Below are 15,157 nucleotides of genomic sequence, written 5' to 3'. Positions count from 1 at the left end.
TTCCTCTCGACGACTGGCGGTGTCCCGGTGAAGTTCGGCCTCTACAACGCGATCCTGCGCGACCGTCCGCTGCCCGAGGCCCTCGAGGTCATCGGCGGGCTGGGCCTCACCGGCATCGAGCTCAACTCCGGCGGCTTCCTGCCGGCCGTGCATCTCCCGACCTTCGACGACATCCTGGAGTCGGACGCCGCCGGGGACGACTTCCTCGGGCTCTTCGACGGCACCGGCGTCGAGATCGCCGGGCTCAACTGCAACGGCAACCCGCTCCACCCCGATCAGGCGATCGGCGACCGGCACGCGGAGGACGTGCGACGGTCGATCCGCCTCGCGAACCGGCTCGGCCAGCAGCGCGTCGTGACCATGTCGGGCCTGCCGGGCGGGGAGCCCGGGGCGAGCCGGCCGAACTGGATCGTGAACGCCTGGAACTCGGCCGCACTGGATGTCCTGGACTACCAGTGGCACGTCGCGGAGTCGCTCTGGCGCGAGATCGACCGTGAGGCGGCCGATCTCGGCGTCAAGGTCGCCCTCGAGCTGCACCCCCAGAACCTCGTGTTCAACCCGGCCGGCATCCGCGAGCTGCTCGAGCGCACCGACGCGACCAGCATCGGGGTCGAGCTCGACGCATCACACCTGTTCTGGCAGCAGATGGACCCGGCCGTCGTGCAGGACCTCGGTCAGCTCGTGTTCCATGCGGCCGCGAAAGACGTCCGCGTGAATCCCGCCGCGGCCGTCCACGGCGTCCTCGACAACCGCTTCCGGCGGATGCGGCCGGACGAAGCCAGGACCAACCTCGGCGGCGACGAGTGGGTGAACGAGTGGCCCACGGACGCGGCGTGGGACTTCGTCGCCCTCGGCCGCGGCCACGACGTCGCGTACTGGTCGACCTGGCTCGCAGCGCTGCACGCGGTGGATCCCGACATGCTGGTGAACATCGAGCACGAGGACGTCTCGCTCGGGCGCATCGAGGGAATCGAGGTCGCCGCCGCCGTGCTCCTGGATGCGGCTCGACGGGCGGGGATCGACACCTGACCGAACGTCCGTGCCGGGCTACGCCGATGCGGTGCGGATCCTGACCTCGCGCTCCATGCGCTTCTCGTGCCGCTGCCGGCCCTTGATCGCCTCGACCTCGCGGGTCCTGGGCGGCGCGTTCGTGACCAGCTGGTCGAGCATCCGGCGGGTGGCCTGAGCGATCTCCTCGATCGCCTGGTCGAACGCCGGGGTGTTCGCGCGGGACGGGTGCGTCGACCCGCTGACCTTGCGGACGAACTGGAGAGCGGCCTCGCGCACCTCGTCGTCCGTCGTCGCCGGTTCGAAGTTGTGGAGGCAGCGGATGTTCCTGCACATGAGGGCGACGATAAGCCGTGACGTCGAAGCGCGGTAGCCGGGCGCCTGGATGCGACGCCCCAGCGCGGGGACGTCGCCCCGGCTCGGGGTCGCGTCCTCAGTCGATCCTTGTCCGCCTCCCGAGATCCTGCTCATCCGGCAGGGCACCATCGCTCGGTGGGCCCCGCCCGCGATAGTCGTCCGTCGGAACGGGCAGGCGGATCCGGGCGGCGGCCGTCTCGCCGAACCCGGCCCCGGCCGCCGACCGGCCGCAGAACGGATCCGGGGAACGACGTGGAGAGGAGCGGCCCGATGTCCACGGTCCGTGCCGACGTCGCCCCCGGTCGGCGGAACGCCGCGAGTCCGCTCGCCGAGCGCCGCCGCAGAGCCCGTCGCCGGCGGCGCGGAACGCGCGCGATCGCCGGCCTGGTGCTGTGCGTCGTGGTCATCGCCGCCCTGGCCTGGGCCGGCCTCGAGCTCGTGGTGCCGAGCGCGGCGGACGCGGAGGCACGAACCGCGCAGCTCGCCGCGAGCCGTGGTGTCGTGCAGTTCAGCGACCCCACTCCGCCGAAGGTCGCCGACGCCCTGATCGCCACCGAGGATGCGCAGTTCCGCACGAACATCGGCATCGACCCGGCCGGAGTGCTGCGGTGGGCCCGGGGGACCGTCACGGGTGCCTCCGGGGACACCGGTGGTGCCACGATCGAGCAGCAGCTGGCGAAGATGCTCTACACGGGCGGCCGGCGGCAGCCGGTCGATCAGCTCGAGCAGGTGGGGCTCGCGCTGAAGCTGGACACCGACTTCTCGAAGGCGCAGATCCTCCGGATGTACCTCGACACCGCCTACTTCGGGCACGGCTACTACGGCCTGGCCGCGGCGTCGGAGGGCTACTTCGGCACGTCGCCCGAACACCTCGACTGGCAGCAAGCGGCACTCCTCGCCGGCCTGGTGCAGGCGCCGAGCGCGTACGACCCCACGGCGCATCCGGCGCTCGCCCTCAGCCGGCGCGCACACGTGCTGTCCCGCCTCGCTGCGACCGGGTCGCTCACGCCCGAGCAGGCGTCGAGGCTGGCCGCGACGCCGCTGGGGCTCCGTTAGGACGTGGGCCGGCTCCGGCAACGGAGGGTCGGAAGAAGTGAGACCTCGAATGAACGCGGGGCGCCTCATCGGAGGCTCATCGCATCGGCACCGGGGCCGCATCGAGAGGTCTTCGACCATGGGAGACAACACCGACCGACGTCTGGAGCAGACATGCCCGCCCCGACCGCCGATCTGATGGCCCCACAGTCGCAGCCTGTCAGACCCTTCACCCAGCCGCCTTCCTGGCACTCGCTCGCGCAGGAGGAGCGCACCGTTCGCCGACGTCGTCGGATGCGCTCCGCCGACCTGCTCGTCGCCGCCGCGTGGACCTCGGTCGCGGCCGCGATCGCCCTCTTCTTCGCTTCAGGCGGCGCTGCGACCAGCACCGGCCCCTCCGGGATCGTGACCGCGGCGGGCATCGTCGCGGGCCTCGCCGCGACCGACCTGCTGCTCGTCATGCTCGTGCTCGTCGCGCGGGTGCCGCTCATCGACCGCACCTTCGGGCATGACAAGGCGCTCGCCGCGCATCGGCGGATCGGCAAGCCGGCGCTCTCCCTGCTCCTCGCGCACGCCGTGCTCCTCACCCTCGGCTACGGCCTCTCGGATGGGGCGAACCCGCTCCGTGAGACGTGGCAGCTGCTCACCGCGAACCTCGACATGACCCTCGCCTACCTCGGCCTCGTGCTGCTGATCGCGGTGGTCGTGACGTCACTCGTCGCGGTGCGGAAGCGGCTGCAGTACGAGATCTGGCATCTCGTGCATCTGGTCAGCTATGCGGGCGTGCTCGTGGCCGTGCCGCACGAGCTGTCCGCGGGCGCCGTGCTCGCGTCCGGGACGCCCGAGCGCGTGTTCTGGATCGCGCTCTACGTGCTCGCCTTCGGGGCGGTGCTCATCCACCGGTTCGTGACGCCGCTGCTGACGAGCGCGGAGCACGCGTTCCGGGTCGAGGGGGTCGAGGTGATCGCAGCGGACGTCGTCTCCATCCACCTGCGCGGGAAGCACCTCGAGCGGTTCGGGGCGCGCGGCGGCCAGTTCGCGGTGTTCCGGTTCTGGACCGCCCGCACCTGGTGGCACGCCCACCCGATCTCCTTCTCGAGCGCCCCCTCACGGAACCGGCTGCGGCTCACGGTCCGGGTCCTCGGCGGCGGCACGGATCGTCTGACCCGACTGCCGACGGGCGCCTTCGTGAGCGTCGAGGGACCGTACGGCGTCTTCTCCGACCGGACCCGCACCGCGCCGTACCTCACGGCGATCACCGCGGGCATCGGGGTCACTCCCGTTCGGGCGCTCCTCGAGGACTCGGCTCTGGAACCCGGCGAGGCGACGGTCCTGCTCCGGGCCGGGGACGACGGGGCGACCTACCTCTGGGACGAGGTGACCGGCCTGGTCCAGGCCGGCGGGGGCAAGGCGTGGTCGATGACGGGCCACCGTCCGCGTGGCGTGAAGACGTGGATGTCGGCGGCTGCCGTCGAGCACCAGGTCACCCTGCGCCGCATCTTCCCCCACCTGCTCGACTCCGACGTCTACATCTGCGGCCCGCAGTCCTGGGCCGATCTCGTCGCCGCCGACTGCCGCAAGGCGGGCGTTCCGGCCTACCGCATCCACCTCGAGAGGTTCGATTCATGAGACCGCGCGCTCTCGCCCTGTCCCTCGCCGGCTGCGCCGCCGTCCTCGTCGGCGGCGGCGAGATCGGGCAGTCGATTCTCCAGCCCGCGGCCCAGGCCGCTGCTGCAGCGGCGGACCCGACATCGTCCTCCTCCTCGTCCGCCGCATCGTCGGCCACCACGTCGTCGGCGAGCGCCTCGGCCTCGGCCACCCCGTCGGCGACACCGACCGCCACCGCCAGCGGCGTCAGCGGCACGTTCGTGGGAACGACGGAGCAGACCCGGTACGGGCCGATGCAGGTCGAGATCGTCGTGAGGCGCAGCAGGATCACCGACGTCAAGGCCCTGCAGCTGACGAACCAGGACCCCCGATCGGTGCAGATCAGCGAGTCCGCCGCGCCGGTCCTCCGGCAGGAGGCGCTCTCCGCGCAGTCCGCGAAGATCGACACCGTCAGCGGCGCCACGTACACCTGCGAGGGCTATCTCAGCTCGCTCCAGTCGGCCATCGACAAGGCGAACCTCTGAGCTCGCTCCCGCGCGTCCCTCCAGCCGACGTGGTTCCGCCTTCGAGTGCTGCGCCGATCCGGTGGTGGTCCAGCGCCGGCTAGGGCGCCGCGGCTGCAGGAGCGGCCGCGTCGAGTCGAGGCGTCTTGCCCGCTGCGCTCGCACCGAGGTACAGCCGTCCCACCTCGGGGTCTTCCAGAAGGGCTGATCCGGCCCCGGTCAGGGCGACCCGTCCGGCTTCGAGGACCGCTCCCCGATGCGCGACCGCCAGGCCGGATCGGGCGTTCTGCTCCACGAGCAGAACGGTCCTGCCGTCTTCGGTGAGCTGCGCGATGCTCGCGAACACGGCGGTGCGGGATTTCGGGTCGAGACCGATCGACGGTTCGTCGAGCAGGATCAGGGCGGGGTCCAGCATGAGCGACCGAGCCAGCTCGACCTGCTTCTGCTCGCCGCCGGACAGGGACCCGGCCAGCGAGGTGCGCCGCCGACCGACGATGGGGAAGCGTTCGGTGACCTCCTCGAGCCGCCGGCGCACGAGTGCGCGGTCGTTCAGGACGAACGCGCCCATCTCGACGTTCTCCCACACCGTCATGCCGGGGAAGAGGCTCCGGTCCTGCGGAACGTGCACGATGCCGAGACCGAGTCGCTCCCGCGGCGAGAGGCGGTTCAGGTCGTTGCCGGCGAAGCGGACGAAGCCGTCCTTCGCGGTGAGCAGACCGCTCACCGTCTTCAGCACGGTCGACTTCCCGGCGCCGTTCGGGCCGATGAGGCAGACGATCTCACCGCGGTTGACGGTCAGGTCGACACCCCGGAGGATCAGGCCTGCACCGTATCCGGCCGTGACCCCGCCGAGCTCCAGCAGCGCTTCACCCTGCGCGGGCAGGGCGACGGTCGTCGTGATCTCAGCCACCGAGGTACGCCTCCAGGACTCGTTCATCCGTCTGGATCGCTGCGGGCGGCCCGAACGCGATCGGGGCGCCCTGGTCGAGCACGATGACGGGATCGCACAGCCTCATCACGAGCTGCATGTCGTGCTCGACGATCAGGAAGGTGACGCCCGCCGCGTTGCGCTCACGGATGTGTCGCTCCATCGCGTCGATCATCACCGGGTTCACGCCGGCGGTCGGCTCGTCGAGGAGGACGAGCTTCGGCGAGCTCATCAGCACGGCGGCGAACTCGAGCAGCTTGCGCTGGCCGTAGGACAGGTCTCCCGCAGGCAGGTCGGCGAGGTGGCTGAGCCGGAACTCGTCGAGCATCCGGCGTGCCCGTTCCTCGTCCCGCTTCGAGACCCGGCGTCCGAAGAGGTCTCGCCAGCTGAAGCCCGCTGCAACCACGAGGTTCTCGATGGCGGTGAGCTCCGGGAAGATCCGCGCCTGCTGGAACGTCCTCGACAAGCCGCGTCGGTAGAGCTGGGCGGGACGCGCGCGCTCGACCGCGCCGCCGTCGAACCGGACCGTTCCGGAGTCCTGCTTCAGGTATCCGGTGATCATGTTGAAGGCGGTCGTCTTGCCGGATCCGTTCGGTCCGATCAGGGCGGTGATGGTGCCGGCCTCGACGCTGAAGCTGCAGTCGTCGACGGCGGCCACGCCGCCGAACCGCTTGGTCAGCCCTTCGACCTCGAGCAGTGCAGTCATCGGGCCGCCTCCATCCGCACGGCCGGATCGACAGGTCGGGCCGCGTCGGTGCCGGGCGACTCGCCGGGGCCGCGTGCCGCCAGACGTCGGCGGGCCAGCCTCTCGGACACGGAGGGCAGGATGCCGCGGGGAAGGAACAGCATGATCACGATGAACACGGCCGCGTAGGCGAGCAGGTAGAGCTCGCTGGCGCCGAACGTCTGGGCGAAGTACTCCTGCGCAGGAACGAGGATGAAGGCTCCGAGCACGGGACCCCAGAGCGTTCCGCGTCCGCCGAGGAACGCCATCAGCACCATCCCGATGGTGATCAGCGGATCGACCGCGAACTGCGGATAGATGAAGCCGACGTAGTAGGCCCACACGCCGCCGATCATCGCCACCAGGCCGCAGCTGACCGCGAATGCCAGCAGCTTGACCGCGGTGACCCGGACGCCGATGCCGTGCGCCTTGTCCTCGTCGGCGCGGACGGTCGCGAGCGACAGACCGATCTTGCTCCGCCGGAAGTAGAGCGAGATCGCCATGGCGATCGCCAGCATGACGACCATCGCGTAGTAGAACGGCCAGTCGAAGGTCTCGACCGGGAAGGGCGGGGGAGCGACGCTCTTCCCCTGCGCACCACCGGTGAGGTCCTTGAGGTTGAAGGCCAGGGTCTGGGTGATGAACAGCAGCGTGATCGTGACGATCGCGAACACGTCCGCACGGGTGCGCATCGCGATCCAGCCGACGGGGATGCTGAGCAGGCCGACCGCGACGCCGATCACCGGCAGCAGGAGGAACGGCTCGAAACCGCTCCCGACGCTGTTCGTGAACACGAGTCCGATCGCATAGGCACCGATGCCGAAGAACGCCACGTGGCCGAGCGACGGGTAGCCGGCGTAGCCGCCGACGAGGTTCCAGGAGCTCGCGAGGCCCGCGTACATGACCGTGAAGATCAGGGTCGTCAGCAGCCATCCGGGGGCCCCGAGCACGGGGATCAGGGCGAGCAGGAGGAAGAAGATCCCGGCGCGGAGGAGGCCAGCTCGGCCGACGGGCTTCACAGCGCTCCCCGGACCCGGGCGCCGAACAGGCCGCGAGGGCGCAGCAGCAGCACGAGCAGCAGCACCACGAAGAACGTGAAGTCGCCCCAGATGGGCGCCGCTTCGGCCGAGACGATGGAGGAGGCGACGCCCATCACCAGGGCTGCGATGACCGATCCGCCGATGCTGCCGAGGCCGCCGAGCACGACGACCGTGAGGAGGCGGCTGATGAGGTCGTAGTGGCTGCCCGGGTTGAAGGCGTTCAGCATGCCGAACACCGAACCGGCGGCCGCGGCGGTCGCGGCCCCCAGTCCGAACCCGATGGCGGACACCCGTGACGCGTTCACGCCGAGCAGCTCCGCGGAGGCGGGGTTCTGCACCGTCGCCCGGACCGACCGGCCGAACTTCGTGCGCTGCAGGATGAAGTACAGGGCCGCCAGCAGGACGAGCGACAGCACGAACGCGACGAACCGCACGACGCTGACCTGGAAGCCGAGCACCGTCCAGCTCGAGTTGGCGTACGCCGGCTGCACGTTGGTCAGGGTGGAGCCGTACGCGAACGACAGGGCTCCCTCGATCGCCAACGCCACCGCGAACGTGACGAGCAGCGACAGCTCCGCGACGTCGCTGCCGCGCAGCGGGCGGATGAGCACCCGCTGCACGACGACGCCCACCAGGAACAGCAGCGGCGTGGTGATGACGATCGAGAGGAACGGATCGAGTCCGAACGTCGTGAAGAGCGTGTACGTCAGATACGCGCCCAGAACGACGAGCGCACCCTGAGCGAGGTTGACGATCTTCATGATTCCGAAGATCAGCGTCTGGCCGCTCGCCATCAACGCGTAGACGCCGCCGGTGAGGATGCCGAGGATGATCGCCTGGATCAGTGCGTGCACGTCCCGGTCACCCGGCCCAGGCAGGCTTCGGGGCGAGCGGCGTGTGCTGCGCGCCGTTGGCCGGGAACACCGTCTGCAGCTTGCCGTCGATCCACTGCACGAGCACGTAGTCGCCCTGCGGCTCGCCGTACTGGTTCCACTTCAGGTTCCCGACGAGGGTCGGCCAGGTGCCGGAGTGGAGCGTGCTGATGATCGTCGCGTTGTCGACCTTGCCGGTCTTCTTCGCCACCTCCTGCAGCAGCATCCCGGCCGAGTACGCCTCCGCGGAGGTCGGGTCGATCTTGTTGGCCGTTCCGCCGTACTTCGCGATGTAGTCGGCGATGAACTGCTTGCTGCCCGCGATCGTGGAATCGGCGTACCAGTCGGCGCTGGAGAACACGCCGTTCGTGTTCGGCAGCCCTACGGCGGCCGGGAAGTCGCCAGGGGAGTTCGCCCCGTTCGACTCGAACAGGTACTTCGGGTCGAACTTCAGCTGGATCATCGCCTTGATCTGCGCGAAGGCGTCACCCTCCTGCGAGCCACCGACGACCACGTCCGGGTTCTTCGCCGCGATGCCGGAGATGATCGGCGTCATGTCCGCGGTCTCCGACGGATAGGTCTGGTCGTAGACGGTCTTGATGCCCGCCGCTTCGAAGCGCTTGCGGATGTTGTCGGCGATCGGCGCGGAGAAGGGGTCGTCGAGCTTCGCGTACGCGGCGGTCTTCGGCCGCTGCGAGGCGGGCAGGGACAGGATGTAGTTCGCGAAGACGTCACCGCCCTTCGTCGTCGCGGCCGGCTGCACGAAGAACAGGTTCGTCAGCTTCTGCGCGAACACCGAGGGGCCGCCGCCGGCCGGCTCGATGAAGCTGTAGTGGTACCGGCTGGCCACGCGGGACGCCGGAACGGTGAGCAGGCTCGAGTACGGGCCGAAGACGAGGTCGACCTTCTGCTGGGTGATCAGGTTGGTGTAGTTCGTCACCACCTGGTCGGGGTTCGACGCGTCATCGACGATCGAGAGCTGCACCTTCCGGCCGAGTACGCCTCCCGCCTTGTTCGCGACGCTCTGCCAGAGCTCGTAGCCGCGCTGTGCAGCCTTTCCCGAGTCGGAGAAGTCGCCTGTGAGGGAGAGCGAGATCCCGATCTTCAGCGGCGTCTTGGTGCCGCTGCTCGAGCCGCCGCCTCCGCCGCCCCCGGAGCTGCACGCGGACAACGCCAACGCACCGATGGTGATCGCGGCGGCCGCGCCGAAGCGTGCCCGTCGACCTCTGCCGAACCGAAGTTGCATCATTGCTCCTCTTCGCGGGGCGATCCAGGCTCGATGCCCGCGTCCCGAAGGAGTGCGAAGAGCATCGCTGCAATCGTTTGCGACACGATGGCACCCAGGTGCGTCCGTGTCAATCGACCGAGGCCGGCATGGCGTGTCGCGGCGGTCGAGCCTCACGGAGAAGGGACCTGGATCTGTGCACTCCTCCGGCATTCTGGGCACCAGACGGCGCGGGACGTCCCTCGTGGGGCGGGTCGCTTGACGGTCGATGGAGAAGCATCGATACTGGCAAACGTTTGCATTCACAATGCAGTGAGAGGGGTCTCCGTGCCCGAGAATCCTGGACGTGTCGGCTGGATCGGTACCGGACGCATGGGCTTCCAGCTCTGTCGTCGGCTGCTCGACGCCGGCTACGAGGTGACGGTCTACAACCGCACGAGGAGCAAGGCCGAACCCCTCGCCGAGTACGGCGCGACCGTCGTCGACCGACCGGTCGAGCTCGCCGCCTGCGACATCGTCTTCTCGATGGTGTCCGCGTCGAGTGATCTGCACGCCGTGATGACCGGCGACGACGGACTGCTCACCGACCCGGGCCGACGGCCCCGGATCATCGTCGACTCGTCCACCGTGTCGGTCGACGCCTCCGAGGAGGTGCGGCGACGGGCGGCGGAGCTCGGAACCGTGCTCCTGGCCGCTCCGGTGAGCGGCAATCCCAAGGTGATCAAGGCCGGGAAGCTGACGGTCGCCGTCTCCGGGCCGAGGGAGGCCTTCGACGAGGTCGAGCCGATGCTGGCGCACTTCGGTCGTGGCGTCACCTACGTCGGCGACGGCGAGGTGGCGAGGCTGGTGAAGATCTGCCACAACGTGTTCCTCGGCGTGGTCACCCAGTCGCTCGCCGAGATCACCGTGCTGGCCGAGCGCGGCGGTGTCAGCCGGGCGGCGTTCCTCGAGTTCCTCAACGACTCCGTGATGGGCTCGACCTTCACCCGCTACAAGTCGCCGGCGCTCGTGAACCTCGACTTCTCCCCGACGTTCACGATGCCTCTGCTTCGGAAGGACTTCGACCTCGGCCTCGCGGCGGCGCACGACCTCGATGTGCCGATGCCCGTGGCCAGCGCTACAGCGCAGCTCGTGGCCGCCGCGGTCGGAGCAGGCCACCGGGACGAGGACTTCGCCACGTTGATCGTCGAGGTCGCGCGGGGTGCCGGACTCGCGCTCGAATCGGAGCACGCGGTGGTCGATGACGGACTGCCGGAGCAGGCCCGTGAGGCGCGCGCGGTGAGCGAGGTCGTTCGATGACGCCGCTGTGGCGCGAGCAGAGCACGGCGACCGAGAAGCCGCCGATGGCCCTCGGTCAGATGGCGGTCGACTACGAGATGCGGGTCGACTTCCCCCGGCTCCGCGACTACCGGATCGGCCGCGCGAAAGCGGCCCTCGAGTCCAGCGAGTGCGGCGCCTTCCTGCTCTTCGACTTCTACAACATCCGGTACACCACGCAGTCCTGGGTAGGAGGGGCGCTCGGGGACAAGATGACGCGGTACTCGCTGCTCACGAAGGGCGGTGAGCCGATGCTCTGGGACTTCGGCTCCGCGGTTCGCCACCACAAGCTGTACTCGCCCTGGCTCGAGGAGGGGAACAACCGGCCGGGCATGCTCGGGATGCGCGGGGCGATCGCGCCGTCGGCCGGCCTGATGGAGTCCGCCGTTCGCGAGATCAAAGGCCTCCTCGAGGACGCGGGCGTCGCGAACCTTCCGGTCGGGCTGGACATCGTCGAGCCGGCGTTCCTCTTCGAGATGCAGCGCCAAGGCCTGACGGTCGTCGACTGCCAGCAGCTGATGCTGGACGCCCGGCAGATCAAGTCGGCGGACGAGATCATGCTGCTGAACCAGGCGGCGGCGATGGTCGACGGGGTGTACCAGGACATCGTCGAGGCGTTGAAGCCCGGCGTGCGCGAGAACCAGATCGTCGCACTCGCGAGCAAGCGGCTCTACGAGATGGGGTCGGACCAGGTCGAGGCCATCAACTCCATCTCCGGGGAGCGGTGCAACCCCCACCCCCACAACTTCACCGATCGCATCATCCGGCCAGGAGACCAGGCCTTCTTCGACATCATCCACTCGTTCAACGGCTACCGGACCTGCTACTACCGCACCTTCGCCGTCGGTGCCAGCACCTCGAGTCAGCGCGACGCGTACGCGAAGGCCCGCGAGTGGATGGACGCGGCGATCGCGACCGTGAAGGCGGGCGTCGGCACGGACGACATCGCACGTCGGTGGCCCAAGGCCGAGGAGTTCGGCTTCGCGAACGAGCTCGCCGCGTTCGGCCTGCAGTTCGGCCACGGCCTCGGGCTCGGCCTGCACGAGCGGCCGATCATCTCGCGGCTGAACAGCCTGGACAACCCGATCGAGGTGCAGTCCGGGATGGTCTTCGCGTTGGAGACCTATTGCCCTGCATCCGACGGCTACTCGGGCGCCCGGATCGAGGAGGAGGTCGTCGTCACCCCCTCCGGCGCCCACGTCCTCACGAAGTTCCCCTCCCAGGAGCTGTTCGTCACCCACGAGTACTGACGTCCGTCATGCAGCCGTCCCGCATGGCTAGGGTGGCGCCGTGACGACCCGGGCGACCATCGCGGACGTCGCCCGGCTCGCGGGCGTCCACGCGGGAACCGTCTCCCGTGCCCTCAATCCCAAGACCGAGGGGCGCGTGAACCGCGCCACCGTGGCCCGGGTGCGCAGGGCGGCGAAACAACTCGGCTACACGCCGAACTCGATCGCCCGGGGCCTCAGGACGAGTTCATCCCTCACGGTGGGCGTGGTGGTCCCCGACCTCACCAATCCCATCTTCCCGCCGATGGTGCGCGGCATCGAGAGCGCGTTGGCGCCGCGCGGATACTCGGCGGTGATCGTGAACACCGACGGGAGGGACGACCTCGAGCGCCTCCTCGTCGACTCGCTCCTGCAACGGCAGGTCGACGGGTTGATCTTCGCGACCGGTCACAGCGAGCACGCCGCCGCCGCCGAGGTGTTCGAGCGCGGCATCAAGGCGGTGATGGTGAACAGGGACGCACGCGGCATACCGTTCCCGGCCGTGGTCGGCGACGACGCGGCCGGCATCCGCGACGTGCTGGATCACCTCGCCGCGTTGGGTCATCGCCGTGTGGTCCACCTCGCCGGCCCCGCCAGCTTCTCCACCGGAACGATCCGTGCCGCCGCGTTCGTCACCCGCTGCGCGGAGCTCGGGCTCGAGGGCCGGGTCGTGGCGGCTGCCGCCTACTCCGTCGACGAGGGGACGCGCCTCACCCGTGGCGTACTCGGCGATCCGGCCGACCGGCCGACCGCGATCGTCGCCGGGAACGACCTGCTGGCGCTCGGTGCGTATCACGCGCTGCGGGCGGAGGGCCTGCGCTGTCCCGACGACGTCTCGGTGGTGGGATTCAACGACATGCCGTTCGCCGGCGACTTCCAACCGCCGATGACGACCGTGCGTGTGCCCCACTTCGATCTCGGTGCAGAGGCGGCCCGGCTCCTGCTCGGCCAGCTGGAAGCGGAAGCCACCGGCGTCTCACCCGTGCGGATCGTGCTCCCGGTGCACCTGGTCGTTCGGGGATCGACCGCCCCACCCGACCAGGTGCACGCCGCCCCCGGCTGAAGCTCACGCCGTGACGGCGATGTACTTCTCCTCGAGGAACTCGAGGATGCCCTCGGAGCTGCCCTCTCGGCCGAGTCCGCTCTGCTTCGTGCCGCCGAAGGGGGCGGCCGGGTCGCTGACCACTCCACGGTTGACGGCGACCATGCCCGCGTCGAGACGTTGCGCGACCTGCATCGCGGCCCGCTCCTCCCCGAAGACGTAGGCCATGAGGCCGAAGATCGTGTCGTTGGCCTGCCGCACCGCGTCGTCGACGTCGTCGAAGCGGACGACCGCCGTGACCGGCCCGAAGATCTCGGTGCGGTTGATCGTGCTGCCGTGCGCGACACCGGTCAGCAGGGTGGGCTCGTAGAAGGCTCCGACCTCGGAGGGCTTCCCTCCGACGGCCACCTCCGCCCCTTCGTCCACGGCGGTCGCGACGAGATCCGCGACCTTGTCGCGCTCCGCGAAGGAGACGAGTGCGCCGAGGTCGTTGGTGCGCTCCAGCCCCTTCCCCATCCGCAGTGCCGACAGGCGCTCGCCGAACCGCTGCACGAACCGATCGTGCAGGGAGGAGTGGACGTAGAACCGGTTCGCCGCGGTGCACGCCGAGCCGCCGTTGCGCATCTTCGCGAGCAGGGCTCCGTCGATGGCGACGTCGAGGTCCGCACCGGGCAGCACGATGAGCGGAGCGTTGCCGCCGAGCTCCATCGAGGCGGAGACGACCGTGTCGGCGCATTGGTGCAGCAGCTCCCGGCCGACCTCCGTGCTTCCCGTGAAGGAGAGCTTGCGGACCGCCGGGTGCTGCAGCATCCGGGCGATCGCCGGTCCTGTCGGAACGGGCGTGATGAGGTTCACGACGCCGCGCGGCACGCCGGCGCGCTCCAGCACGTCGACCATGTACGCGGCGGTGAGCGGCGTCTCGCGCGCGGGCTTCAGGATCATGGTGCAGCCGGCGGCGAGTGCCGGGGCCAGCTTGCGTGTCGCCATGGCCGCCGGGAAGTTCCAGGGGGTGATCAGCAGGGAGACGCCGATCGGCTGCCGGGTGACGACGATGCGCTTGTCACCGGCGGGTGAGAGGCGGTAGTCGCCCGGGATCCGGACGGCCTCCTCCGCGAACCAGCGGAAGAACTCCTTCGCGTACGCGGCCTCGCCCATCGCGTCCGGCCACGCCTTCCCGTTCTCGCGCACCATGATCTCCGCGAAGATCTCGACCTCGTCGGTCAGGATCTCGTAGGCGCGACGCAGGATCTCTGAGCGCTCCCGCGGCGCGGTCGCGGCCCACGCCGGGAACGCGGCCTCGGCGGCCGCGATGGCCGCATCGCAATCCGAGTCCGAGGCGATGGCGAACTCGGTGATGGTGGAGCCGTCCGAGGGGTCGACGACCGGGAAGCGGCGTCCGTCCGATCCGGCGCGCCAGGCGCCGTCGATGTAGAGGTCGGCGAAGAGCGACTGGTCGCTCCGGCGAGGGGCCGTTGCGCCGGGGGCGAGGGTGGTCATAGGAGGTCCTTCCGGTTCTGGCTCGCGGGCGTCCGCCCCGTTCCGAGATCGTCGAAGAGCTCGGGATGGAGCTCGAGTTGCAGGCGGGTGCGACGGATGTGCCCGATCAGCACCCGTTCGGCGTCCTCGCCGTCGTGGGCGGCGATCGCGGTGACGAGGAGGTGGTGCTCGTCGTGCACGATCCGGTTGCTGCCCCCGTCGAGGAGCAGGGTGTACGCGCGCCGGTAGTGCTGGGTGGTGTTCCACAGGCGGTGGACGAGATCGCCGAGCAGGGTCGTCTCGGCCCCGGAGTAGGAGAGGAGGTGGAACTCCCGATCGAGACGGAGGAACGCCTCGACGTCGGTGCCGGCCTCCATCTCCGTGGCAAGCTCCTCGAGCCGTCGGATCGTCTGGTCGCCCAGCCCCGGGATGCTCGTCGCGATCAGCAGGGGCTCGAGCTTCTCCCGTATCCGGTACATCTCCTCGCACTCCGCGAGGCTCAGCCGGGCGACCCAGGCGCCGGTGTTGGCCACGAGCGTGACGAGGCCGTCCGCCTCGAGGATCCGGAGCGCCTCGCGGACGGGGACGCGGCTGGCGCCGTAGCGGGCGGCCAGGTCCTCCTGCCGGATCCTGGCGCCCGGCGCGTACTCGCCCGTGAGGATCGCCGAGCGCAGCTCGGCGGCGATCCTGGCGCCGGTCACGCCCTCGCGCAGCACTTCTGTCGCGGACACCGCGCTCCTCCCGTTCTCAGACA

At 69.8% G+C, this 15,157-nt stretch carries 15 protein-coding genes; 7 read left to right on the top strand and 8 right to left on the bottom strand.

All coding sequences use genetic code 11. The features are described 5' to 3' along the window. The first annotated feature begins 27 nt into the window (after positions 1-27). Positions 28-1,029: a sugar phosphate isomerase/epimerase gene (locus tag JWQ92_RS06815; protein ID WP_297343716.1), complete on the top strand. Its 1,002-nt coding sequence runs from the start codon at positions 28-30 to the stop codon at positions 1,027-1,029. 18 nt (positions 1,030-1,047) lie between these two features. Here JWQ92_RS06815 and JWQ92_RS06810 read toward each other — a convergent pair whose 3' ends face one another. Beyond that, positions 1,048-1,344, bottom strand: a complete 297-nt coding sequence (locus JWQ92_RS06810) for a DUF2277 domain-containing protein (protein ID WP_297343715.1) — start codon at positions 1,342-1,344, stop codon at positions 1,048-1,050. Between the two features lie 291 nt (positions 1,345-1,635). Between JWQ92_RS06810 and JWQ92_RS06805 the strand changes: the two genes are divergently transcribed. The 3 genes from JWQ92_RS06805 (at position 1,636) to JWQ92_RS06795 (ending at position 4,532) form a co-directional block, all read left to right on the top strand. Further along, the gene (locus JWQ92_RS06805; protein ID WP_297343714.1) at positions 1,636-2,421 is read left to right on the top strand and encodes a biosynthetic peptidoglycan transglycosylase; all 786 of its coding nucleotides are present in this window, start codon (positions 1,636-1,638) and stop codon (positions 2,419-2,421) included. 273 nt (positions 2,422-2,694) lie between these two features. After that, on the top strand, positions 2,695-4,029 hold the full coding sequence (locus JWQ92_RS06800; protein ID WP_297343713.1) for a ferredoxin reductase family protein: 1,335 nt from the start codon (positions 2,695-2,697) through the stop codon (positions 4,027-4,029). Continuing rightward, positions 4,026-4,532, top strand: coding sequence for an FMN-binding protein (locus JWQ92_RS06795; protein WP_297343712.1), 507 nt, complete (start codon positions 4,026-4,028; stop codon positions 4,530-4,532). The genes JWQ92_RS06800 and JWQ92_RS06795 overlap by 4 nt, the downstream gene beginning before the upstream one ends. A gap of 79 nt (positions 4,533-4,611) precedes the next feature. Here the strand turns inward: JWQ92_RS06795 and JWQ92_RS06790 are convergent, their stop codons facing one another. The 5 genes from JWQ92_RS06790 to JWQ92_RS06770 are packed head-to-tail and all read right to left on the bottom strand — an operon-like array spanning position 4,612 to position 9,252. Beyond that, entirely contained in the window at positions 4,612-5,421 is an 810-nt protein-coding gene (locus JWQ92_RS06790; protein WP_297343711.1) for an ABC transporter ATP-binding protein, read from the bottom strand. After that, complete coding sequence (locus JWQ92_RS06785; RefSeq protein WP_297343710.1) at positions 5,414-6,145, bottom strand: ABC transporter ATP-binding protein; 732 nt, start codon at positions 6,143-6,145, stop codon at positions 5,414-5,416. Before JWQ92_RS06785 ends, JWQ92_RS06790 begins: the two co-directional genes overlap by 8 nt. Continuing rightward, positions 6,142-7,182 (bottom strand): branched-chain amino acid ABC transporter permease, encoded by a 1,041-nt coding sequence (locus JWQ92_RS06780; RefSeq protein ID WP_297343709.1) that lies wholly within the window; start codon positions 7,180-7,182, stop codon positions 6,142-6,144. The genes JWQ92_RS06785 and JWQ92_RS06780 overlap by 4 nt, the downstream gene beginning before the upstream one ends. Then, a complete protein-coding gene (locus tag JWQ92_RS06775; RefSeq protein ID WP_297343708.1) occupies positions 7,179-8,057 on the bottom strand; it encodes a branched-chain amino acid ABC transporter permease in 879 nt (292 codons plus the stop codon). The genes JWQ92_RS06780 and JWQ92_RS06775 overlap by 4 nt, the downstream gene beginning before the upstream one ends. A gap of 7 nt (positions 8,058-8,064) precedes the next feature. Beyond that, on the bottom strand, positions 8,065-9,252 hold the full coding sequence (locus JWQ92_RS06770; RefSeq protein WP_297343707.1) for an amino acid ABC transporter substrate-binding protein: 1,188 nt from the start codon (positions 9,250-9,252) through the stop codon (positions 8,065-8,067). A 375-nt stretch (positions 9,253-9,627) separates the two neighbouring features. Here JWQ92_RS06770 and JWQ92_RS06765 point away from each other — a divergent pair, with 375 nt between their 5' ends. From JWQ92_RS06765 to JWQ92_RS06755, 3 genes are read left to right on the top strand one after another with little or no spacing between them, the layout of a single operon-like run. After that, on the top strand, positions 9,628-10,599 hold the full coding sequence (locus JWQ92_RS06765) for an NAD(P)-dependent oxidoreductase (protein ID WP_297343706.1): 972 nt from the start codon (positions 9,628-9,630) through the stop codon (positions 10,597-10,599). Beyond that, positions 10,596-11,867: a Xaa-Pro peptidase family protein gene (locus JWQ92_RS06760; RefSeq protein ID WP_297343705.1), complete on the top strand. Its 1,272-nt coding sequence runs from the start codon at positions 10,596-10,598 to the stop codon at positions 11,865-11,867. Before JWQ92_RS06765 ends, JWQ92_RS06760 begins: the two co-directional genes overlap by 4 nt. A gap of 40 nt (positions 11,868-11,907) precedes the next feature. Beyond that, positions 11,908-12,948: a LacI family DNA-binding transcriptional regulator gene (locus JWQ92_RS06755; protein WP_297343704.1), complete on the top strand. Its 1,041-nt coding sequence runs from the start codon at positions 11,908-11,910 to the stop codon at positions 12,946-12,948. Between the two features lie 3 nt (positions 12,949-12,951). Here the strand turns inward: JWQ92_RS06755 and JWQ92_RS06750 are convergent, their stop codons facing one another. Next, on the bottom strand, positions 12,952-14,424 hold the full coding sequence (locus JWQ92_RS06750) for an NAD-dependent succinate-semialdehyde dehydrogenase (protein ID WP_297343703.1): 1,473 nt from the start codon (positions 14,422-14,424) through the stop codon (positions 12,952-12,954). Further along, positions 14,421-15,134, bottom strand: coding sequence for a GntR family transcriptional regulator (locus JWQ92_RS06745; protein WP_297343702.1), 714 nt, complete (start codon positions 15,132-15,134; stop codon positions 14,421-14,423). The genes JWQ92_RS06750 and JWQ92_RS06745 overlap by 4 nt, the downstream gene beginning before the upstream one ends. Positions 15,135-15,157: the final 23 nt, after the last annotated feature.

Source organism: Amnibacterium sp. (assembly GCF_025463795.1).
Classification (GTDB): Bacteria; Actinomycetota; Actinomycetes; order Actinomycetales; family Microbacteriaceae; genus Amnibacterium.
This window is presented reverse-complemented; position numbering and strand designations above follow the sequence as displayed.